This is a genomic window from Streptococcus sp. HMSC10E12 (genome assembly GCF_001807855.1).
GTDB classification, from domain to species: Bacteria; Bacillota; Bacilli; order Lactobacillales; family Streptococcaceae; genus Streptococcus; species Streptococcus salivarius.
Genome location: NZ_KV791083.1, coordinates 234,373 through 254,496 on the forward strand (window position 1 = coordinate 234,373; position 20,124 = coordinate 254,496).

The following is a 20,124-nucleotide window of genomic DNA, read 5'->3' on the forward strand; positions in this document are numbered from 1 at the left end:
ATAAATAGCTTAACCCTCGACCTTTATTGCTCCAAAAATCTCAAGTTAACCTGCGCCGTCTTATAGGTCTCAGTATCTTGAAGATTAGCTTCTTCCATTTTTTCAATCGCCCGCTTCAGGCGTGTCTTATAAATATAACGGTGCCAGGTCAAATCATAGCCCAACATACCTAGTAAAGCTAGTTTTTCATTCTTGGCTTCCATCTCATCTAAGACACGCTTCTCTGTCCAGACCTGCGACAGCGTATCCTTACGACCCACTCGGTACCAGTAGATACATTTTTCAGTATGAACAACACGATTGGCCTTTAACAAGAGTTTGTACATCAGGAAATTGTCTTCGACATTCTTCCCGACAGGAAAACGAAGGTCCTCAAATAAGGAGATTTTGTAGAGTTTCATCATAGCACATGCCCAGGCCATATCTCTTGTCTCTTGAATGGCATCCTGGTCTATAATCTCTCTCCCCTCATAAAGGGTTTCAGAATAATCGTTCTCCGTTACCTTAATCAAAAACTTACTGGTACTCTCGTTGAACAAGTTATAATTGGCAATAGAAACATCTGCCTCATACTTCTTAAGCTGAGTGTACAAGGTCTCCACATAATCCTCTGTTACCCAATCATCTGGGTCTACAAAAGTGATGTAATCACCTGTGGCTAGGTCAATTCCTGTATTTCGGGCTGCAGATAGGCCACCATTAACTTGTCGCACATAGCGAATACGTGAATCTCGCTTGAAAAATTCCTTGCAAATCTCCTCTGACTTATCAGGCGAACCATCATTGACAAGAATGATTTCAAGGTTTGGATAAGTCTGATTCACTATCGTTTCCAAACACTGCTTTAAATAAGCTTCCACATTATAAATGGGAATAACAATACTAACTACTTCTTTATTTTCCATGGTCTATCTCTCAATCGTATCTATATAATCTCGAACAGCCTTTACCATTTGGTCTACTTGGTCATTCTTGAACACTTGATTTTGCCCAGTTTGGTCGTGATTTGTTCCTTCAAAAGAGAAAATCGGAAGCCCCAACTGATGAATCGTTTCTGTGATATGATCAACCTCGTCAAATGGGTTGATATCCAAATAGAAATCTATTTTTTCTAAGACCTTTCGACTAGTCAAGGGATCAAAGGATGGATAGAGAATAAGGTTTGGATACTGCTCCAACTTCACCAAATTAAACCCGAAATGAGAATGAGCCAAAACATGAAAAGCTACATCTGGAAGAGCCTGCAGCAAATGTTCCAATTCAAAGATGTCTGCAGTATTAGTATAAATCGCCGTATGGTAAGGAAAATCACCTACCATGTCACTAAAGCTAAGCTTTAAGGACGGCTTTCTCAATAAGATTTCTTCCCAAGATAGGGCATAATAAAACCACCAAATATCCCTGAAACGATTGAAACGTTTGGACGTCCAAGGCTTATTGTGGGAAGTGTAATGAATAACCGCTGGTACCCCTTTAAAAGCATCATACCATTCCAAATCCCCATAACCATACTGGTCCTTATCAGAACCCACTTGGAGATTATAGGTCCATGGGAGTTGATACCAAGCATCCTTGAAATAAAGATTCATGATTCCTTGATCCCCATAAACATTTTGATGATGCTCTTTTGTCAAGTCAAAAAGAGAGTCTGTCACCTTGTGTTGTCGCCACCAATCGGTATCAATAACCATCAAGCCAGCGTTAAAACCATCTGTCGTCGTCGGACGGTCCACCACCGCTCCAATACCAAATCCGCCAAGATCCACTTCAAAAAGTGGTGACAAATCCTGCGTAAAAATCATATCGCAATCCAAATAGAGAACGCGATCTTCTTGAACAAACTCAGGAATTGTATAACGGAAAAAAGTCGCATAATGAATATGCGTACTTGGAAGCGAAAATTGTTTAAAGCTTTCGGCAGACACACGACAATTGAGAATTTCAGAATCAATAGCCTCTAGACGACGATTCATCAGCGTAAACCATTCTGTTGGTAAATTCTCATTTAGCACATAAATTTTCCACTGCCCTTTATGTGCACACAAAGATTTTAGAGCCACCTCTAACTTTTCCATATAGGATAGCTCTGCTACAAATACAACTGATTTTTTCCCCATGTTTTCTTCCTCTCAAACTCTAATAAGAATATCATTTTTTAGAAAACATTACAATTTCTATCTCTTACAAAAAAAGCCAACCCTAAGGCTGACTTTAATTGGAGATCAATTTTCTTTTAGTGTTCGTTAAACGCGTAAAATAGAATTCAGACTAGCACGTGGTTTAAAACAGCGAACACCTCTCAACTCATAGACTATTCTACAGAGGCACCGTTACTTGCGATAACTTCTTTATACCAGTTAAATGATTTCTTCTTAGAGCGTTTCAGGCTACCATTACCATCGTTGTCACGGTCTACATAGATGAAGCCATAACGTTTCTTCATTTCACCAGTTCCAGCAGAAACAAGGTCGATACAGCCCCATGTTGTGTAGCCCCAAAGCTCTACACCATCTTCATTGATAGCATCACGCATGGCCTTGATGTGGGCTGCCAAGTAGTCGATACGATAATCATCTTCGACATAACCATTTTCATCTGGTGTATCCACAGCACCGAGACCATTTTCAACAATAAACATCGGTTTTTGGTAACGATCCCAAATAACGTTAAGGGTAATACGAAGACCTAGTGGGTCAATTTGCCAGCCCCACTCTGAAGCTTCCAAATATGGATTTTTAATAGAGGCAAAGATATTTCCTGCTGTCTTTTCATTAACTTCTGGATCACCTGAAGCCACACGGCTTGAATAATAAGAGAAAGAAATAAAATCAACTGTATACTCTTTGAGAAGAGCCAAATCTTCTTCAGTCATCTCAATCTCAATGCCATCACGTTCCCACTGTTTCTTAGCATAATTTGGATACTCTCCACGAGCCTGAACATCAATAAAGAAATAGCTACTACGATCTTCTTGCATGGCTGCCCAGTAATCACGTGGGTGGGCTGTATTTGGATAATATTGACCTGCTGCCAACATACAACCAACCTTATTTTCAGGGTCAATCTCATAGGCCAACTTCGTCGCCATAGCCGAAGCTACCAATTCATGGTGAGCTGCCTGGTATTTAACCTGCTCCTCATTCTCACCTTCTTCAAAGCAGAGTCCTGCTCCCATAAATGGTGCATGGAGAATCATATTGATTTCATTGAATGTGAGCCAGTACTTAACCAAACCTTTATAACGTGTGAAAAGGGTACGGCAAAGATTTTCATAGAAACCAAGCATCTTACGGTTACGCCAGCCACCATACTCTGTAATCAAGTGCATGGGACAATCAAAGTGTGTGATTGTCACCAAAGGCTCAATGCCATACTTGTGACATTCTTTGAAGAGGTCCTCGTAAAAGGCAAGCCCAGCTTCATTTGGCTCAGCCTCATCACCCTTAGGAAAAATACGTGACCAAGCAATAGAAAGACGATAGGTCTTAAATCCCATTTCACCAAAGAGAGCAATATCTTCCTTGTAACGATGGTACATGTCGATACTTTCCTTAGCTGGATAGAAATAGCCATCCTCAAAATCAAACATCTTACGACGTCCAGTGATAATAGAAAGGCGATCCTCACCAATTGGCACCACGTCAACATTGGCTAGACCACGCCCATCAGCATCATAGGCACCCTCACATTGATTGGCCGCTGTCGCCCCACCCCACAAAAATCCATCAGGAAAAGTCATTTTTTTAGTCATTGTTCTACCTCTTTATGATTCAAGATTATTTCAGTAATAGTATATACTAATATGGAATCGTTTTCTTATAGTAAACTACGAAAAACTGATACTATCCTATGATTTCGACAAAAAACGAGAGTAGGACAGATTCCCACTCTCAATCATAAATCTTCTTACTCCACAATTGTTGCTCCAAGAACATTCTTAAAATGCCCAATAGCAAAGTCATGAGCTTCAGGTGTCAAGGAAGCTGTTGCACTCGCTACAACCTCGATATCATAGCCCAAATTATAGGCATCAATGGCTGTATGTAGGACACAAATATCCGTTAAAACTCCTGTCAAAACAACTGTCGTCACACGACGCTCACGCAAACGAATATCTAAATCCGTTCCCGAAAAGGCTGAATAGTGTCGCTTGTCCATCCAAAAGACACGATTATCATCCTTGATAGCATCATATACTTCAGCTAACTTACCATAAAGTTCTCGCCCAGACGTCCCTGCAATATTGTGCGGTGGAAAGAGCTTGGTTTCAGGATGGAAGGTATCTCCTTCATCATGTCGGTCCATAGCAACGAAGATATAATCCCCATTGTCATAGGCCTCTTGAGTTACCTGAGCAATACGGTCTTCAATGGCTTGAGCAGGCTTACCAGCCGTCAACTTCCCATCATCTGCCACAAAATCATAAGAGTAATCAATTGATATCAATGCCTTTGTCATATTACTTTCTCCTTTAAAAAAAGTGGGGCAGGCTCCTCCTACCTCACTTTCTTTCAGTATTCTTCTTATTCGTATTCTTTCAATTTATCGTAGATACCTTCGTTAAGGACTTTAAGATAAGTCCCTTTCATACCGAGTGAACGGCTCTCAATAATACCAGCTGATTCCAACTTACGAAGGGCATTAACGATAACTGAACGTGTAATTCCGATACGGTCAGCGATAACAGACGCTGTCAAGCGACCTTCCAAACCGTCCAACTCATTCAAGATAGCTGAAACTGCCTTGATTTCTGAGTAAGACAAGGTATTAATTGCCATGTTGATAGCCGTTTGTTTACGAATTGTTTCTTCCAAGTTCTCTGTTTGAAGGTTCAACAACTGCAAACCAACAACCGTAGAGGCAATCTCAACCAAGATAAGATCTTCATCCACAAAATCATGGTCGTTACGCCAAATAATGAAAGAACCAAGACGCATCCCACCACCATAGATAGGGGCAATTGTAGTCAAACCATCTGGGAAGTCATCTTTTGATTCCACAGGGAAAATGGTCAAGTCACTGTCAATACCAATGTTTTCTTGAGTGTCATAAACACGGCTGATTCCACGTGTGTATTCTTCTGGAAGTTGTTTAGCTTCAAAAAACTCTTCTACACGATCATTGTTGGTTTTGTACTTCATGGCAAAACCAAGGAGAGCACCACCACCATTAACGATAGCAGCGTTACAATCAATGATATCCGCCAATTGAGCAGCCATATTGTTATATGGAAGATCTCCTTCCAAGCTGTCTACTGAGCGTTGCAAGATAGATGTAATTTTACGTGTTTTAGCCAGCAAATTTGCCATATTTATTGTCTTCACTTTCTATTGTAATCATAATAATATCAAGCCTTGCACTAATCTTCTGCGTCAAGACCTACTAGCCCTACTATTATAGCACACTTAACCCAGAAATTGCAAACAATTGTCTGAAAATTATTTATTATTCTACTATTCATTATATTAAGTATATTATGGCATTTTTAGGAAAAACGTCCGGATTTTGCTCAAATACATCCCCTTTTTAGAAACAATAAAAACTGGACAAGCCTTTTTGTCCAGTTTTTTAAGAAATTAACGCTTGTAATATGACAAGACTCGTTCGATTTTGTTACCGAGATCAGCCAACTCTTCCACACGAGGAAGGTAGACAATACGGAAGTGATCTGGTTCATTCCAGTTAAAGCCTTTACCTGGAACTAGGAGAACCTTCTCCTTCTTCAAGAGACGAAGACAGAATTCTTCATCATCTTCAATATCATACATGTTACGGTCAATCTTAGGGAAGATGTAAAGCCCTGCATCTGGCTTAACAGCTGAGAGCCCTGGAATAGCATTTACGGTATTCGTGATAAACTCACGTTGTTCATAGATACGACCACCAGGAATCAAGAGCTCATCCACGGATTGGTAGCCACCAAGTGAAGTCTGAATAACGTGCTGAGAGAGCACATTAGCACAAAGACGCATGTTGGCCAACATATTAAGCCCTTCAATATAGCCTTTGACGTTCTTTTTAGGTCCAGAGAGAACCATCCAACCTACACGGAAACCACAGATGCGGTGAGATTTAGAAAGACCATTCATAGACACACAGAAAACATCTGGTGCAAGGCTAGCAATCGCAGTATGTTTCTTACCATCCATAACCAAGCGGTCATAAATCTCATCCGCAAAGATAATCAAATCATTTTGTCGAGCAATATCTACAATCTGTTCAAGAACATCCTTAGGATAGAGCGAACCTGTAGGATTATTGGGATTGATGACTACAATTGCCTTAGTATTTGACGTAATCTTTGATTTGATATCATCAATATCTGGATACCAGTTAGATTTTTCATCACAGACATAGTGTACGGCATTACCGCCAGCTAGACTGACACAAGCTGTCCAAAGAGGATAGTCTGGCATTGGGACCAAGACCTCATCTCCATCATCAAGCAAAGCCTGCATAGACATGGAAATCATCTCTGAAACACCATTACCAATATAAATATCATCAATATCTACATTTGGGAATCCCTTTAGCTGGCAGTACTGCATAATCGCCTTACGAGCTGAGAAAATCCCTTTACTATCCGAATACCCTTCACTGTTACGAACATTCATAATTAAATCACGAATGACTTCATCCGGTGCTGTAAAGCCAAATTCCGCAGGATTTCCTGTATTAAGACGAAGAATCTTTTCACCATTGGCAATCATACGGTTGGCTTCATCCAAAACTGGTCCACGAATATCATAGGCAACGTGATCCAACTTTGATGATTTATCAAATGTTTTCATAAGTTAATCCTTTCAAAAGATACTAAAAGCAGATACATCTAGCAGAAAATAAGAAAATTCAACACCTGATGGGGATTTCCACTTTTATTGACACCAACTTTAGGCTCGGCCATTTGGTATCATTTCTGAAGACTTTTCTTCCTCTTTTTTAATTATCATGTTTCTTACGAAGCTAATAACAGATTGTATTATACCTCTTTTTCAAGCAATCTTCAATTTTTAGATAATACTGAAATCTTCACATTACTAAGAGCGTCCTAAAGTAAGCAGTCAAAAAAAGATTTCAGAAAATCTATAACAACGCTTTCATTTTTTAGATTAAAGGAGTATAATAAAGCTAAAGATAGGAGGTAGAGCTTATGTCTCAACAATATGAACGTATTATGGTAGCTATCGACGGTTCTTACGAATCAGAACTGGCCTTTATTAAAGGTGTGCACGTTGCAAAACGTAATAATGCTCAGTTACTATTGGTACACGTTATCGATACACGCGCCCTTCAAAGCGTTGCGACTTTCGACTCTTACATCTATGAAAAACTAGAAGACGAAGCTAAAGCTGTTTTGGCTGACTTTGAACGCCAAGCCAGAGAAGCTGGTTTAACCAAGATTCGCAAAGTTATTGAGTTCGGTAATCCTAAGAGCCTCTTGGCTGTTGATATCCCTGATAAGGAAAATGTTGACCTTATTATGGTTGGTGCCACAGGTCTCAATACTTTTGAACGCTTGCTTATTGGTTCATCTTCTGAATACATTCTCCGTCACGCAAAAGTTGACTTGCTCATTGTTCGTGACTCTGAAAAAACACTTTAGTCACCTCTCACAAGCACCTCTGGTGCTTTTCTCATATGAAAAAGAACCGAGATCCTAAATCTCAGTTCTTTTTTTGTTCTATTTTTCAGACTTTGCTGATTCAGACATCACTTCTGACTCTGAAGTTGACTGGCTTTCTTCGGCCAAGTCTTCACTAGCAGATTGACTTGAGGCACCTGCTTGCTCCAAAGCAAGACTAGTTGAAAGGCTCTCACGCTCTGCTTCCTGACTAAGGCTAGCTTCAACAATCATGAGTTCCTTTTGACGTTCTGTTTCACGAAGATATTCACGTTCTTCAAGTTCTTCCTGACGACGTCTTTCCTGCTCACGTCTTTGGGCTTTTTGACGCTCACGCTTAGCATGACGTTTTTGCGTCTCATCAATCAAGACCTTAGTATTGTCTTTAATATGCATCCACTTAATAAGACGAACCAAGAGTCTCCATAGGAAGACAATAATTGACTCTGCAAAGAGAAGAATCTCAACCAGAATAACTCCCAACAAGCTCCAAGCCATGAAGAGTGTAATCAATAACTGTGTGAAAATCTTCTTCAAGTCACCCAAATGATTATTGTGAATATTAAGGGTCTCAAGGAAAATATCTAAAATCCCCTGCAAGAGGTGTGATTTAACAGATTTGTCTCCCTCTAGGCTCAAGTCCGTTTGGACTTCTGCCGGAGTAACAACTGTCAAGTCCCCATCCTGATAGACATCTATACGGTCTCCTAATTTTATATCAAAATCAAAAAGCGTGCGATCTATTTTCTTAAGTCGCCCGTCAGGATGACTGAGATAAACAAAGTCATCATCAAATTTTAAAATACGAAACATAATTTACCTACTCTTTATTGCTCCCTAAATAATAGCAAAGTTAAAAAGCTCTTGTCAAGAGCTTCTTTTTCAATCCAAGGTTTTAACACCGATACGATTTTTATACTCTTGATACGTTTCAGTGTGCATGAGAGCTTTGGCATTTTTAACCCGATCTGCCGTTGGTGGTTTGACCCCTTCCAAAGGATATGGAATACCGAGCTCACGCCATTTGAACTCACCCATTGTATGATAGGGAAGAATTTCAAATTTATCGACATTTTTCAAGGTTTTTACAAACTCACCAAGCTTAACCAAGTGTTCGTCAAAGTCTGTCAAACCAGGTACCAAAACATGGCGAATCCAGACTGGAACTTGTTTATCAGACAGATATTGAGCAAATTCCAAAATATTTTTATTAGGTTGACGGGTCACAAACTTGTGTTGTTCAGGATCAATCTCTTTGATGTCAAGTAGGACCAAGTCAGTAACAGCCAAAAGTTTGTCAACAACTTCATGATACTCAGGAGTATTGCGGTAAGCAAACCCACAAGTATCAAGCGTACAATGAATCCCTAGCTTCTTAGCCTCTGTAAAGAGGGCAGTGACAAAATCAATCTGAAGCATGGCCTCACCACCTGATACAGTGATACCACCATGCTCACCCCAGAAATGACGGAAACGAAGAGCCTCATCTAAGACATCTTCAACTGTACGTTCAACAGCCTTATTTGACTCCATAGCCCAAGTATCTGGGTTATGACAATATTGGCAACGCATCTTACAGCCTTGCATGAAAACAATAAAACGGATACCAGGACCATCTACGGATCCAAAACTTTCGGTTGAATGAACAAGTCCAGTCACCTGACTGTAATCAATTTCTGCCATGGCAGCCTCCTTGAAAACGCTTTTTACATGTTTTTATTATACCTCTTTTATCAGAAACATGCTCCATATCTGCCTGAATTCAGGCAAAGGTTATACTATAATACATCTGAAATTAAGGAATATCTATACTATACCAGAAGAAAAACAAAAAAACTGGAAAAATCCAGTCTTTTATCATCTATATTACTAGGCACGTTTCTTAAGCCCCAAAAAGGCTGCAGCAGCAAGGAAGAATGTTCCTACCATTGTCAAGATTACTGTTGATGCTTCACCAGTCTTAGGAAGTGTAACTTCCTTACCTTTAGCATCTTTACCAGTCAATGTACCGTCAGCGTTCACTTTGAATCCTACTGTTTCAGGAGCAACAACACTTGTTGTACCATCAGTGTTAGCGATAACAATTTGGCTATTTTGTGTAGACACAATTGTTTGGCCAGCTGCAGTGATAACTGGAGCTGTCGGTGTTACAGTAACAACAGGTTGTCCATTAACATTCACTGCTGGAGTTTCAGGGTTTTGAGGTGCTTCGCTTGTCCCTTTATCAGTTGCTGAAGCTGGGTCTTCCGGCTTATCGGCTGGTTTCTCAGTTGGTTTATCAGCTGGTTTTGTAGATGAATCAGCTGTTGGAGCCGGTGTCGCAGGTGTTTCTGGAGTTGCTGGTGTTGTTGGTTCAGCTGGTACTTCAGGAACTGTAGGTGTTGGTGTTGTTGGCGTTGCCGCACCTGTGTTTGAATCATTGCTACGAGCCAAGTCTCCATCACTTGGGGCTGTTGAAGGACCAGTTACTGCACGATCTGTCGTTGGTTGTGTAAGAACAGCATCATTTGTCGCAATACCATCGTCCGCAAAAGAAGTTACTGGTACAAAAGCTCCTAGGGTAAGGGTGAGTAAAAGCAAGCTACTATATATAGATTTTTTAGAAGCCATCAAGATTCTCCTTTTTTCATTTATCAGTTAATTTATATTCTACCATAAAAAAGTAATAAAAGACTGTTTTAATTAAAATCTTATTTATTTTTATTCTAAATCTATCAATACGCTGAAAAATGTTAGATTATCTTCAAAATTATGGTTGTTTTCCTGACAAAGTCCGGCAGTTTTGATAGGTAAAAAAGGCTTTATGACGTGTTTTATAGACGTTTTCTAATCTTATTATTTTGATAAGCTGATATTCCAAGATAGATAAGAAAAAGCACTTTCACTCATAATGAGAGAAAGTGCCTAATTAGTAAATAGTCGCTTTTAAGTTCCAATATTTTCTAATAAAAACATGTAGAAAACTATTCTTCTGCCTCTTCTGGAGCTGCCGTGATGATTACCTTAAGTTTGGTTACACGACCATCCTTAACCTTATCATTGATAAATTCGAGGTGTTTGTCCTTGTTGATAACTGCATAGTGTTCCTTGACTTCTTGAGTTGGAATGGCTCCCACACCAGTCAAATAATAACCTGCGATAGTATCAACGTCATCACTCTCAAGTTCTGTATCAAAATGTTCATTGAAGTCGTTAAGAGTCATAGCTCCCTCGACAATATAGGTATTCTCACCAATTTCACGAACTTCCACACTAGATTTATCTGTTTCGTCGTCAATCTCACCAACGATTTCTTCCAAAAGGTCCTCGAAGGTAACAAGACCAGCAACGCCACCGTATTCATCAAGCAAGATAGCCATCTGATTATTGGTGTTACGAAAGGCTGCCAAGAGATCATCTACGAAGATAGTCTCAGGAACAAAGAGTGGTTCATTCATGATTCGACGAAGTTTGATATTTTCAAAACCAAGTTCAAAACCTGCTTTTAGAAGGTTTTTAGTATGAATGACACCGATAATCTTATCCTTGTCATCTTCGTAAACAGGAATACGAGAGAAACTTTCCTTGAGAATAGCTTGGATATTTTCTTGAGTGTTGTCTTCAATATCAATCATGAAGGCATCTGTACGAGGAACCATAACCTCACGCGCCATCAATTCATCAAGAGAGAATACCCCTTGGAGCATTTCAATTTCTTCAGCCTCAAGTGTATCCTCACTCTTTGTCAACATGTACTCAATCTCATCACGTGTCATCTGTTCATCTGCATCATCAAAGGTCGCAGGTGTCAAACGAGACAAAAGATTGGTTGACGCCGAAAGAATCCAAACAAAGGGACTAACAATCTTACCTGTAACAATAATGACAGGTGCCGAGTAGATGGCTAGATTTTCCTTGAGATTCATAGCGATACGTTTTGGATAAAGTTCCCCAAAAACGATAGAGATATAGGTCAAGACAACCAAAGAAATCATGCTACCCGCTGTCTTAGCCCAAGCCACATGACCAAACCAAGTCGCTATCACTGCACCTAGTGACGCAGAGAGACTGGCCCCCTGTAAGAGGCTAATAAAGGTAATACCAACTTGGATAGTTGATAGGAAGTTGTTTGGATTTTCAAGAACCTTGAGTAGGCGAATAAATTTCTTATCACCTTCTTCTGCCTTTTGCTCTACACGTGAGCGGTTAAGTGATACGAGAGCCATCTCAGATGCTGAGAAAAAGGCTGTAAGCAAGGTTAAAATTAGTAGTAAAATAGATTGAAATAATAAGGACTGACCACTCGAGTCTTCCATTTTTTCTTCTCCTCTAAAAAAAAATTCTGACTTTCATTATACCATAATTTCCCAATAAAGGTGTCTATTTTATGCTATAATTAGAGTAATTTATCATCAAAGGAGAGACTTATGTCACTTATACGATTAGAAAATGTCAGTTTGGCCCGCCAAGGAAAAACACTTTTGTCTGGCCTTAACTGGACAGTTGAAAAAGGTCAAACTTGGGCTATTCTGGGACTTAACGGTGCTGGAAAATCAACCCTCCTACGTTTGTTGACAGCTGAATTCTTTCCTTCTGAGGGAAAGGCTGAGATACTAGGCTACACCTTTGGGAATGGAGACATCACAGGTCTTCGTCAACATATCGGTATCGTCAGCTCCTTCATCACTGAGCGTCTTCCTCAACATATGACAGCTGAAAAAATCGTCCTTACAGGTAAATACAAGAGCTCAATCCTCTACAAAGCCTATGGAGACAAAGAGCTACAAGAAGCCAAGGATATGCTGACTTCACTTGGTGCTGGTGATTTGATTGGTCGTAAATACCGTGGTCTCTCTCAGGGAGAAAAGCAAATCTGTTTAATTGCTCGTAGTCTGATGGAAGATCCCGACATCATCATCCTTGACGAAGCAACTGTTGGCTTGGATCTGTTTGCCCGCGAAAAGCTCTTACGTCAGATTGACCGTATCACCTCGCTTCCTCACGCACCACTGGTCCTTTACGTCACCCACCATGCTGAAGAAATCACTGAAAAAATGGACCACATCCTCCTACTCCGTCAAGGAAAAATCGTGGCACAAGGACCAAAAAATGATATCATCACACCGGAAGTTTTAGCTGACTTCTACCAAAATCCTGTTCAAATTATTCCAATTGATGACCATCGTTTTTACATTAACCCTCTTCTATAAAAATCACTCAAAGACACAAGTCCCCCAGATAATGTCTAGGGGACTTGTTCTTTTATCACTACTCCTCTTTTATTTTCGATACGCCATACAAAATTAAGGCTGGAACGACAAGCTGTTCTATAAAAATATATGAACAAGAAGCCAAAATTTTTCTTGGCTTCTTTTTGTGATAACATTCATTGCTTAAGCTCGACCTCGAGCCAGATTAATCATATCATAGGTTAAAGTGTTGCTAGTTTCTTTGAGAGAATAATCCTCCAAAGTATTGACTTCCTTACGAAGTTGCTTGGCATAACGGCTAGAGATAAGCTCAGCCTGCTCGTACTCGTTGATAACCTTACGTTCCAAATAGTAGCCTCGTAACATTTCATCGATATTGTCTGGATGAAGGTGGGTGATAACCCGCTCAACAAAAGCACCTGATTGAATTATTTCAGCCTCTTGAAGTCGATTACGCTTCAAATAAGACAAGAGTTCTGAATGATAAACACCTTCCAGATTACTCAAGGCTTCTAAAATCTGCTCCGTATTTGTTAAATAAAGTTCAGCCATATGGTCACGGTTTTCTTCCGTCAACCTAGGACCCCTCCTAGTTTCATCCTGATTAATACGAAACTTGAAAGTAAGAGCCAAGTGCAACAATCTACGAAGGCCACGCACAAAGACAGCTAGAGCGTAAGAAAGACTAGAGACAAAACCACGGTTAATACGACGCTCTAAGCTCTTGATATAACGTTGGTAGAGATTGTATTCGAGTTCTGAAATCTTGCCCTTCTTGTAGGCATATTCCAGACCCTCACTCTCAATTTCCATAATCATGACTCGGATATTGGCCAACTCTTCTTTGACATCATTTGATTCCTGCTCCAAGATTAAATCTTCCAAGCGTTGATTGTAGTTGTCAATAGTAGCATAGACAGCTCCTTGATTAGTTGACTGTTTTAGATCTTTTTCCAACTCGCCGACCACATCATTAAGAATGGCAATCTGCATATAATGGTTGGTTGTGTGCGCTGGTCCAGTGGCTAGCTTAGGTAGGACTAGAATACCTGTTAAGAAACTTAATAAAGTGACACCCGCTACCGTAAAGAGCAAGAGACTATGTTCCAAAGCCGTCATATTGGCAACCGGAAGCAAAAGGATGGTTGCAATAGAGACCGTTCCTTTGACACCAGAAAAGGTTAAAAGAGTAGCACCCTTCCAGATTTTTTTCAGTGATCGTTTGGCCCTCCAAGCTCTTTGGGCAAATACCGCACTAATCATAACAAAACGAATGCCAAACATGGTCGCTGTTAAAAGGACGATAGCAAGAAGCATCCAGATATTATCGTAGGTAGTGCTACGCAGTACTGGGGCTGCTAGGGTTGGAAGTTCTGTTCCCAAGAGGAAAAAGACCATGCCATTAAGCATGAAGGTAATGGTTCCCCAAATCGTATGAGAAACACTATCCAACTTGGCATCAAAAACGGTGATTTTTTTAAAGCGACTGGCAAGTGAAATTCCTGCTACGACAACAGCAATAATTCCGGAAGCATGAATTTCCTCGGCTACAAAGTAAGAGGAAATCGGTAGTACCAACTCTAGTAAGAGAGCACCTGTGACATCTGCAGCATCCATATTATCCAAAATGGTCAAAAAGAGACGATTAAATAAGGCTGTAATCAAGCCAACCAAAAAACCACCAAGCACAGAAATAACCAAATTCCAGCTCGCATCAAGGAGGGAGAAAGCACCCGTTGTCAAAGCAGTCACCGCCACCTGAAAGGCAACCAAGCCAGAGGCATCGTTTAGGAGTCCTTCACCCTGCAAAATATAGCTAATCCACTTTGGAAAACTAAAGCGTTTAGAAATAGCAGAATAGGCCACCAAATCCGTTGGCCCAAGAGCCGCCCCAATAGCTAGGCAGGCAGACAAAGGCACTGAGGCAGGCAAGACAGCCTTAGCAAGATAACCGATTCCCAGTGTAGACACGAAGATGACTGGAAAAATCAAAAATAGAATGAGTTTCCAGTTACGTAAAATACTGGTAATATCACTTTCTTCACCCTCACGAAACAGCAAGGGAGCAATAATGAAAGCTAGAAAAAGTTCCGTTTCAAGCTCGAAAGCACGTCCCTTAAAAAGAGAACCGATACCCACTCCAAAAATAATTTGGATCAAAGGTAAGGGAAGACGTGGAAAAACACGATTGATAACGTTCGATAAAATCAAGCTAAAAAGAAGAACAAGCAAAGCTAACGATAGATGCATAGCTCTTCCTACCCTTCCTTATGACAACAGTTTGAGAATAGTTCTTTTTGCTTACTAATTTTTTTATCAATGGCAGTGACATCTTCCTTGGCTAAAAGTTTATGACAACGTTCGACCTCAAGACTAGCTAACTTTTTCTTGATCTTAGCCGTTTTACGATTATCAACCTTTTTCAAAGTACCCTCGGCACTCTGCCTATCAATATATTTGGCCTGCATATCTGCAAGTTTTTCTTTAATATCTGTAATCATTGTAATTTCTCCAACATCACCAAAAATGGTGGGGTATTAATTTGATTAAGGGGTTGGTAAAGCATAGCTGTGAAAACACGCTGGTCCAAACCGATAACGTACTCTAGCACAGCATCCTTCTCCATATCACCACCATCATGACCGTAGTAAATCATAATAGCCAAGCGCCCACCAACCTCTAAGCGGTCAAGGATTTTCTCAATGGCCTCAAGAGTCGTATGGGGCTTAGTGATGACACTTTTGTCTGCAGATGGCAGGTAGCCCAGATTGAAAATAGCTGCTCGAATAGGTTCCGTGACATAATGGTCCAGATTTTCGTGACCATCTAAAATGAGTTCCGCATTTTCAATTCCCAGGTCTGACAAGCGTTGACTGGTCTTTTCAAGCGCCTGTTTCTGCACGTCAAAGGCATAGACCTTCTTAGCAAGGCCAGCCAGAAAGGCTGTATCATTGCCGTTTCCCATGGTCGCATCGATAGCTAGACTCTCATCATCCAGCACTTCTGCTAGAAAGTCATGAGATAGATGAATGGGGCGTTTAATCATGCTTTTTCCTCCTTCTCGCTAGCTACTTTGCACCCTTGCCATGAGTCACGACGTTCCATCTCTTTGTCAATGGCATTAAGGACTTCCCACTTGTTGAGACTCCACATAGGACCAATCAACATATCTCGCGGCGCATCACCAGTAATCCGATGAATGACGATATCCTTAGGGATGATTTCCAACTGGTCACAGATGATTGACACATACTCTTCCTGGCTCAGCAATTTGAGACGCCCCTCGTGGTAATCTCTTTGCATACGCGTATTGGTCATCAGGTGGAGGAGGTGGAGTTTAATCCCCTGAATGTCATTGTCCGTCACACAACGGCGAACATTCTCCACCATCATCTCGTGGGTTTCCCCTGGCAGCCCATTAATCAGATGCGACACAATCTCAGCCTTTGGCGCACGCTCACGCACACGCTTAACCGTCTCCACATAAAGATCATAGCTGTGTGCTCGGTTAATGAGTTCTGACGTTTCTTCATAAGTCGTCTGCAAGCCAAGTTCAACGGTCACATGCATACGTTCTGTGAGTTCTGCCAGATAATCAATCACATCATCTGGCAAACAGTCTGGGCGGGTACCGATATTGATACCAACAACACCAGGCTCATTGATAGCCTGTTCGTAGCGTTCCTTGATAACTTCAAGCGGCGCGTGGGTATTGGTAAAGTTTTGAAAATAAACCAGATATTTCTGAACTTCTGGCCACTTGCGGTGCATGAAGTCAATCTCATGGTAAAACTGCTCACGAATCGGTGCCTCAGGAGCTACAATGGCGTCCCCAGACCCCGATACCGTACAAAAGGTACAGCCACCATGAGCCACTGTGCCATCACGGTTGGGACAATCAAAACCCGCATCTATTGGTAGTTTGAAAATCTTTTCGCCAAAAATTTCACGATAGTAATCATTGACTGTTCTATAACGTTTTTTCATAAAGACTATTATAACACTTTGACCTAAAAAAGAGAGTAAGACTCAGACAAAAATCATGGATTTCTGCCTGCCCTACTCTCTCTTCTTATTTAGTCTTTTTCAAATAATCAATGGCTTCTTGAGCTGTTTTAACAGGGACGATTTTCATCTTGGTTCCCAGTTTCTTGGCAGCTTCCTTGGCCTCTTGATAGTTGGTTTTGGCATCCGGATCAGCCTTTTTCATTTCCTTGGTTACCGGATTATTTGGTACAAAGAAAATGTCTGCACCACTATCAGCCGCTGATTTCACCTTAAGGTAGGCACCACCGATATCACCGACAGAACCATCCTTTTCAATGGTTCCTGTTCCAGCAATCTTACGACCAGCCTTAAGATTTTGACCAGACACCTGATCGTAAATAGCTAAGGTAAACATAAGACCCGCACTTGGGCCGCCAACACCATCAAGTTTAAACTTCACATTTTCAGGACTTTTGACCTCGGTATGATCTGTCAAACCGATACCAATACCATTTTTACCATTGGCAATCTTGATAATCTTACCAGTGGCAGTCTTTTCTTTGTCATCTGTCGTATAAGTGACCTTGACTTTTGAACCCAGCTTAAGTCCTTGAACGTATTTAATCAAGTCAGCAGAATTATCAAAGGTCTTGCCATTGACAGCTGTCACCGTATCCGCAATATTGAGGACACCCTTGAAGCTAGAATCATCAGCCACCTGAAGCACATAGACACCCATATACTCCAAGCTAGCCTCCTTACCGGCCAGAGTCAAGCCCTGATAAATCGCTTGGTTTTGGGAAGTCTCCATGTAAAATTGGTTGATACGCATGAAATCTTCATCAGAGTAATTTCCAGTTGCCTCTTCAGCTGTTTGAAGCTTTGCAAAATCATTAAGCTGAGCATAGAGCATCAAGGCCAAAGTCGCCTTGGTTTGAGCCACTGCCACAAAATTGTAGGATCCTTTTGAATCATCAGCTTTCTTATCTACAGTCAAGACTTCCTTGGTATCAAAAGCACCACCCGGAAGCTCAACATAATAATTATTTAGCGGGAAAAAGAGGGCAAATAGGAGGAAAAGTACCGTAAAAATACTTAACAACCACCACTTAATCCGCCAAAGTTTCCCTAATAGTGATTTAGATTCGTTCTTGTTTGCCACGCTTGGCCTCCACTTCCTTAACAACTGCTTGAGGAACATAAGAACTAATGTCTCCCTCAAAATAAATCAACTCACGCACACGACTTGAAGAGACTGGTGTTACCTCATGACTGGCAATCAAATAAACTGTTTCTAACTCAGGTGCCAACCCCTTATTGAAATAATCCATATTGGCTTCATAGTCGAAATCTGTCGCATTACGAAGGCCTCGAACCAAATAAGTCACCCCAAGATCTCTAGCGACATCTACAGCCAGACTATCGTGGGCCGTTATAATCTTGACATTGGGAAGATCTGCCACAACCTCTTCCAGGATACGCTTGCGAGTCTCCACATCCCAGAAGCCCTGCTTATTTTTATTATAAAAGAGACCGATATAAAGCTCATCAAAGAGCTTGCTGGCTCTGGCAATAATATCCATATGCCCATTAGTAATCGGATCAAAAGACCCCGTAAACATAGCAATCTTTGTCATAGCATTCCTTTCTACAACTTCCCTATAAAAGGCTAACGCACGTAAACGGTCACCTTACTGATACCATAGGTTTTCTGTTTCCAAATCCCAAAGTTTGAAATTTCTTCAGGCAGGTCCACAGCCTTATCAGTTTCACAAACCAACATAACTTCCTCAGCCAAGAGTCCTTGCTCCTCTAACTGAGTAATATTGGCCACAATCTGCTCTTTGGCATAAGGTGGATCTAAAAGCACCAAGTCAAACTTTCCTGTCAATTGTGTCAGCGCACGTACTGCATCCATCTTCAAAAGCTGGAACTGTTTCTCACTCTTTGTCATCTTAATATTTTCCTGGATAACAGCCTGTGCCCGACGATCCTTTTCCACGAGGACAGCAAAAGACATGCCACGACTAATTGCCTCAATGGCCAGACTACCGCTCCCCGAGAACAAATCCAAAACACGTCCTCCATCAAAGAAAGGACCAATCATATTGAAAATGGCACCCTTGACCTTGTCCGTTGTTGGACGAGTCGTTTTGCCTTCTAACGTTTTAAGCGGACGCCCGCCAAATTCACCTGCTACAACACGCAAGTCGGTCACCTCGTTTTTACTGATTTTTAGTAAGACTTTTCTATTATAACAAAAAATCACACTTAGATGTTGGTCCAAAGGGGACTAGACAAGCTAAATCCCCCCAAGAGAACACAAAAAACTCGAGAAGCTCCCGAGTTTTCATTCATTTTACTTATCACCAAGTGCAGTCACGTAGTTATAAGCTTCGATACCAGCTGTGGCACCATCCCCTACGGCTGTTGTAATTTGGCGAAGGTCTTTCTGACGGACATCCCCAATGGCAAAGATACCAGGAATACGTGTCGCCATCTTATCATCTGTAATTACCCAACCGTCCTGGTCAGTGATGTCGAGACCTGTCAAGTAATCTGAAACAGGATCAAGTCCCACATAAACGAAGACACCGCCAAATTCGTGGTTAGTCACCTCACCAGTTTTGACATTCTTGATATCAACACTGCGAACCTTGATGTCATCACCCTTGATTTCTTCAACGACTGAGTCCCAGATAAACTTAACCTTTTCATTGGCGAAGGCGCGGTCTTGAAGAACCTTTTGGGCACGCAATTCATCACGACGGTGAACAATGGTCACGCTATTAGCAAAGCGTGTCAAATAAATTCCTTCTTCAACGGCAGAGTCTCCACCACCAACAACCAAGAGGTCTTGATTACGGAAGAAGGCACCATCACAGACCGCACAGTAAGACACCCCACGGCTGTTATACTCTTCTTCGCCAGCAACACCAATGTGGCGGTGTTTGGCACCAGTCGCAATGATAACTGTCTTGGTTTGGTACTCTTCATCACCAGTTTTGACAACTTTATAGTCACCCTTGTCTTCGATACCAGACACGATACCATAAAGATTTTCAACGCCCAATTTTTCCAAAGGTTCGAACATCTTCATTGACAATTCTGGACCAGAAATACTTTCAAAACCAGGGTAATTTTCAATATCAGACGTATTATTCATCTGTCCACCAGGAGCACCTTGCTCCAAAGTTGCCACTTTAAGGTTGGCACGTGCTGCATAGAGTGCTGCAGTCATCCCCGCAGGACCAGCTCCAATAACAATTGTATCGTACATGAGTAACTCCTTATATGATTTTCTTGTAGAGATATCTTACACCTAAT

Annotated in this window: 20 protein-coding genes; 2 read left to right on the forward strand and 18 right to left on the reverse strand. The window is 41.1% G+C overall.

The features are described from left to right. Positions 1–23: 23 nt before the first annotated feature. The 6 genes from HMPREF3112_RS02480 to HMPREF3112_RS02505 all read right to left on the reverse strand — a co-directional run bounded on the left by HMPREF3112_RS02480 (position 24) and on the right by HMPREF3112_RS02505 (position 6,791). Positions 24–905, reverse strand: a complete 882-nt coding sequence (locus tag HMPREF3112_RS02480; RefSeq protein WP_037611917.1) for a glycosyltransferase family 2 protein — start codon at positions 903–905, stop codon at positions 24–26. A gap of 3 nt (positions 906–908) precedes the next feature. After that, on the reverse strand, positions 909–2,117 hold the full coding sequence (locus HMPREF3112_RS02485) for a glycosyltransferase (protein WP_070437866.1): 1,209 nt from the start codon (positions 2,115–2,117) through the stop codon (positions 909–911). Between the two features lie 194 nt (positions 2,118–2,311). Next, entirely contained in the window at positions 2,312–3,751 is a 1,440-nt protein-coding gene (locus tag HMPREF3112_RS02490) for a 6-phospho-beta-glucosidase (protein WP_070437869.1), read from the reverse strand. A gap of 155 nt (positions 3,752–3,906) precedes the next feature. Beyond that, on the reverse strand, positions 3,907–4,458 hold the full coding sequence (locus HMPREF3112_RS02495; protein ID WP_070437872.1) for a cysteine hydrolase family protein: 552 nt from the start codon (positions 4,456–4,458) through the stop codon (positions 3,907–3,909). 65 nt (positions 4,459–4,523) lie between these two features. After that, positions 4,524–5,309: a GTP-sensing pleiotropic transcriptional regulator CodY gene (gene codY, locus HMPREF3112_RS02500; protein ID WP_002884784.1), complete on the reverse strand. Its 786-nt coding sequence runs from the start codon at positions 5,307–5,309 to the stop codon at positions 4,524–4,526. Positions 5,310–5,576: 267 nt separating this feature from the next. Beyond that, positions 5,577–6,791, reverse strand: a complete 1,215-nt coding sequence (locus HMPREF3112_RS02505) for a pyridoxal phosphate-dependent aminotransferase (protein ID WP_002884715.1) — start codon at positions 6,789–6,791, stop codon at positions 5,577–5,579. 359 nt (positions 6,792–7,150) lie between these two features. Between HMPREF3112_RS02505 and HMPREF3112_RS02510 the strand changes: the two genes are divergently transcribed. Further along, positions 7,151–7,603, forward strand: coding sequence for a universal stress protein (locus HMPREF3112_RS02510; RefSeq protein WP_002891687.1), 453 nt, complete (start codon positions 7,151–7,153; stop codon positions 7,601–7,603). A 78-nt stretch (positions 7,604–7,681) separates the two neighbouring features. On the opposite strand, the gene HMPREF3112_RS02515 is transcribed toward HMPREF3112_RS02510, so the two are convergent. The 4 genes from HMPREF3112_RS02515 to HMPREF3112_RS02530 all read right to left on the reverse strand — a co-directional run bounded on the left by HMPREF3112_RS02515 (position 7,682) and on the right by HMPREF3112_RS02530 (position 11,916). Further along, complete coding sequence (locus HMPREF3112_RS02515) at positions 7,682–8,434, reverse strand: hypothetical protein (RefSeq protein WP_070437875.1); 753 nt, start codon at positions 8,432–8,434, stop codon at positions 7,682–7,684. A gap of 69 nt (positions 8,435–8,503) precedes the next feature. After that, on the reverse strand, positions 8,504–9,304 hold the full coding sequence (gene pflA / locus HMPREF3112_RS02520) for a pyruvate formate-lyase-activating protein (RefSeq protein ID WP_021143691.1): 801 nt from the start codon (positions 9,302–9,304) through the stop codon (positions 8,504–8,506). Positions 9,305–9,490: 186 nt separating this feature from the next. Then, positions 9,491–10,231: an LPXTG cell wall anchor domain-containing protein gene (locus HMPREF3112_RS02525; RefSeq protein ID WP_037602472.1), complete on the reverse strand. Its 741-nt coding sequence runs from the start codon at positions 10,229–10,231 to the stop codon at positions 9,491–9,493. A 353-nt stretch (positions 10,232–10,584) separates the two neighbouring features. Next, positions 10,585–11,916, reverse strand: a complete 1,332-nt coding sequence (locus HMPREF3112_RS02530) for a hemolysin family protein (RefSeq protein WP_037602475.1) — start codon at positions 11,914–11,916, stop codon at positions 10,585–10,587. A 111-nt stretch (positions 11,917–12,027) separates the two neighbouring features. On the opposite strand from HMPREF3112_RS02530, the gene HMPREF3112_RS02535 reads away from it, so the two are divergent. Beyond that, a complete protein-coding gene (locus tag HMPREF3112_RS02535) occupies positions 12,028–12,810 on the forward strand; it encodes an ABC transporter ATP-binding protein (RefSeq protein WP_014634965.1) in 783 nt (260 codons plus the stop codon). A gap of 183 nt (positions 12,811–12,993) precedes the next feature. On the opposite strand, the gene HMPREF3112_RS02540 is transcribed toward HMPREF3112_RS02535, so the two are convergent. The 8 genes from HMPREF3112_RS02540 to trxB form a co-directional block, all read right to left on the reverse strand. Continuing rightward, positions 12,994–15,060: a cation:proton antiporter gene (locus HMPREF3112_RS02540; RefSeq protein ID WP_070437878.1), complete on the reverse strand. Its 2,067-nt coding sequence runs from the start codon at positions 15,058–15,060 to the stop codon at positions 12,994–12,996. An 8-nt stretch (positions 15,061–15,068) separates the two neighbouring features. Continuing rightward, complete coding sequence (locus HMPREF3112_RS02545) at positions 15,069–15,311, reverse strand: hypothetical protein (protein ID WP_061389500.1); 243 nt, start codon at positions 15,309–15,311, stop codon at positions 15,069–15,071. Then, the gene (locus HMPREF3112_RS02550) at positions 15,308–15,856 is read right to left on the reverse strand and encodes a tRNA 5-(aminomethyl)-2-thiouridylate-methyltransferase MnmM (protein ID WP_070437881.1); all 549 of its coding nucleotides are present in this window, start codon (positions 15,854–15,856) and stop codon (positions 15,308–15,310) included. Before HMPREF3112_RS02550 ends, HMPREF3112_RS02545 begins: the two co-directional genes overlap by 4 nt. After that, entirely contained in the window at positions 15,853–16,797 is a 945-nt protein-coding gene (locus HMPREF3112_RS02555; protein ID WP_070437884.1) for a tRNA modification radical SAM protein MnmL/YtqA, read from the reverse strand. The genes HMPREF3112_RS02550 and HMPREF3112_RS02555 overlap by 4 nt, the downstream gene beginning before the upstream one ends. Positions 16,798–16,882: 85 nt before the next feature. After that, positions 16,883–17,959 carry a SepM family pheromone-processing serine protease gene (locus tag HMPREF3112_RS02560; RefSeq protein WP_048674793.1) on the reverse strand — a complete coding sequence of 359 codons (1,077 nt, stop codon included), beginning with the start codon at positions 17,957–17,959 and terminating at the stop codon, positions 16,883–16,885. Beyond that, the gene (gene coaD, locus HMPREF3112_RS02565) at positions 17,937–18,434 is read right to left on the reverse strand and encodes a pantetheine-phosphate adenylyltransferase (protein WP_048674796.1); all 498 of its coding nucleotides are present in this window, start codon (positions 18,432–18,434) and stop codon (positions 17,937–17,939) included. Before coaD ends, HMPREF3112_RS02560 begins: the two co-directional genes overlap by 23 nt. Positions 18,435–18,466: 32 nt before the next feature. Continuing rightward, on the reverse strand, positions 18,467–19,066 hold the full coding sequence (gene rsmD / locus HMPREF3112_RS02570) for a 16S rRNA (guanine(966)-N(2))-methyltransferase RsmD (protein ID WP_073686155.1): 600 nt from the start codon (positions 19,064–19,066) through the stop codon (positions 18,467–18,469). A 90-nt stretch (positions 19,067–19,156) separates the two neighbouring features. Next, entirely contained in the window at positions 19,157–20,110 is a 954-nt protein-coding gene (trxB, locus tag HMPREF3112_RS02575; RefSeq protein ID WP_255296714.1) for a thioredoxin-disulfide reductase, read from the reverse strand. Positions 20,111–20,124: the final 14 nt, after the last annotated feature.

Coding starts and splice junctions, on each gene's coding strand:
- HMPREF3112_RS02555 (WP_070437884.1), bottom strand. CDS start 16,797: ATGAAAAAACGTTATAGAACAGTCAATGATTACTATCGTGAAATTTTT.
- HMPREF3112_RS02545 (WP_061389500.1), bottom strand. CDS start 15,311: ATGATTACAGATATTAAAGAAAAACTTGCAGATATGCAGGCCAAATAT.
- HMPREF3112_RS02505 (WP_002884715.1), bottom strand. CDS start 6,791: ATGAAAACATTTGATAAATCATCAAAGTTGGATCACGTTGCCTATGAT.
- HMPREF3112_RS02495 (WP_070437872.1), bottom strand. CDS start 4,458: ATGACAAAGGCATTGATATCAATTGATTACTCTTATGATTTTGTGGCA.
- HMPREF3112_RS02485 (WP_070437866.1), bottom strand. CDS start 2,117: ATGGGGAAAAAATCAGTTGTATTTGTAGCAGAGCTATCCTATATGGAA.
- HMPREF3112_RS02525 (WP_037602472.1), bottom strand. CDS start 10,231: ATGGCTTCTAAAAAATCTATATATAGTAGCTTGCTTTTACTCACCCTT.
- HMPREF3112_RS02480 (WP_037611917.1), bottom strand. CDS start 905: ATGGAAAATAAAGAAGTAGTTAGTATTGTTATTCCCATTTATAATGTG.
- HMPREF3112_RS02530 (WP_037602475.1), bottom strand. CDS start 11,916: ATGGAAGACTCGAGTGGTCAGTCCTTATTATTTCAATCTATTTTACTA.
- pflA (WP_021143691.1), bottom strand. CDS start 9,304: ATGGCAGAAATTGATTACAGTCAGGTGACTGGACTTGTTCATTCAACC.
- HMPREF3112_RS02510 (WP_002891687.1), top strand. CDS start 7,151: ATGTCTCAACAATATGAACGTATTATGGTAGCTATCGACGGTTCTTAC.
- HMPREF3112_RS02540 (WP_070437878.1), bottom strand. CDS start 15,060: ATGCATCTATCGTTAGCTTTGCTTGTTCTTCTTTTTAGCTTGATTTTA.
- HMPREF3112_RS02490 (WP_070437869.1), bottom strand. CDS start 3,751: ATGACTAAAAAAATGACTTTTCCTGATGGATTTTTGTGGGGTGGGGCG.
- codY (WP_002884784.1), bottom strand. CDS start 5,309: ATGGCAAATTTGCTGGCTAAAACACGTAAAATTACATCTATCTTGCAA.
- coaD (WP_048674796.1), bottom strand. CDS start 18,434: ATGACAAAGATTGCTATGTTTACGGGGTCTTTTGATCCGATTACTAAT.
- HMPREF3112_RS02535 (WP_014634965.1), top strand. CDS start 12,028: ATGTCACTTATACGATTAGAAAATGTCAGTTTGGCCCGCCAAGGAAAA.
- HMPREF3112_RS02550 (WP_070437881.1), bottom strand. CDS start 15,856: ATGATTAAACGCCCCATTCATCTATCTCATGACTTTCTAGCAGAAGTG.
- HMPREF3112_RS02515 (WP_070437875.1), bottom strand. CDS start 8,434: ATGTTTCGTATTTTAAAATTTGATGATGACTTTGTTTATCTCAGTCAT.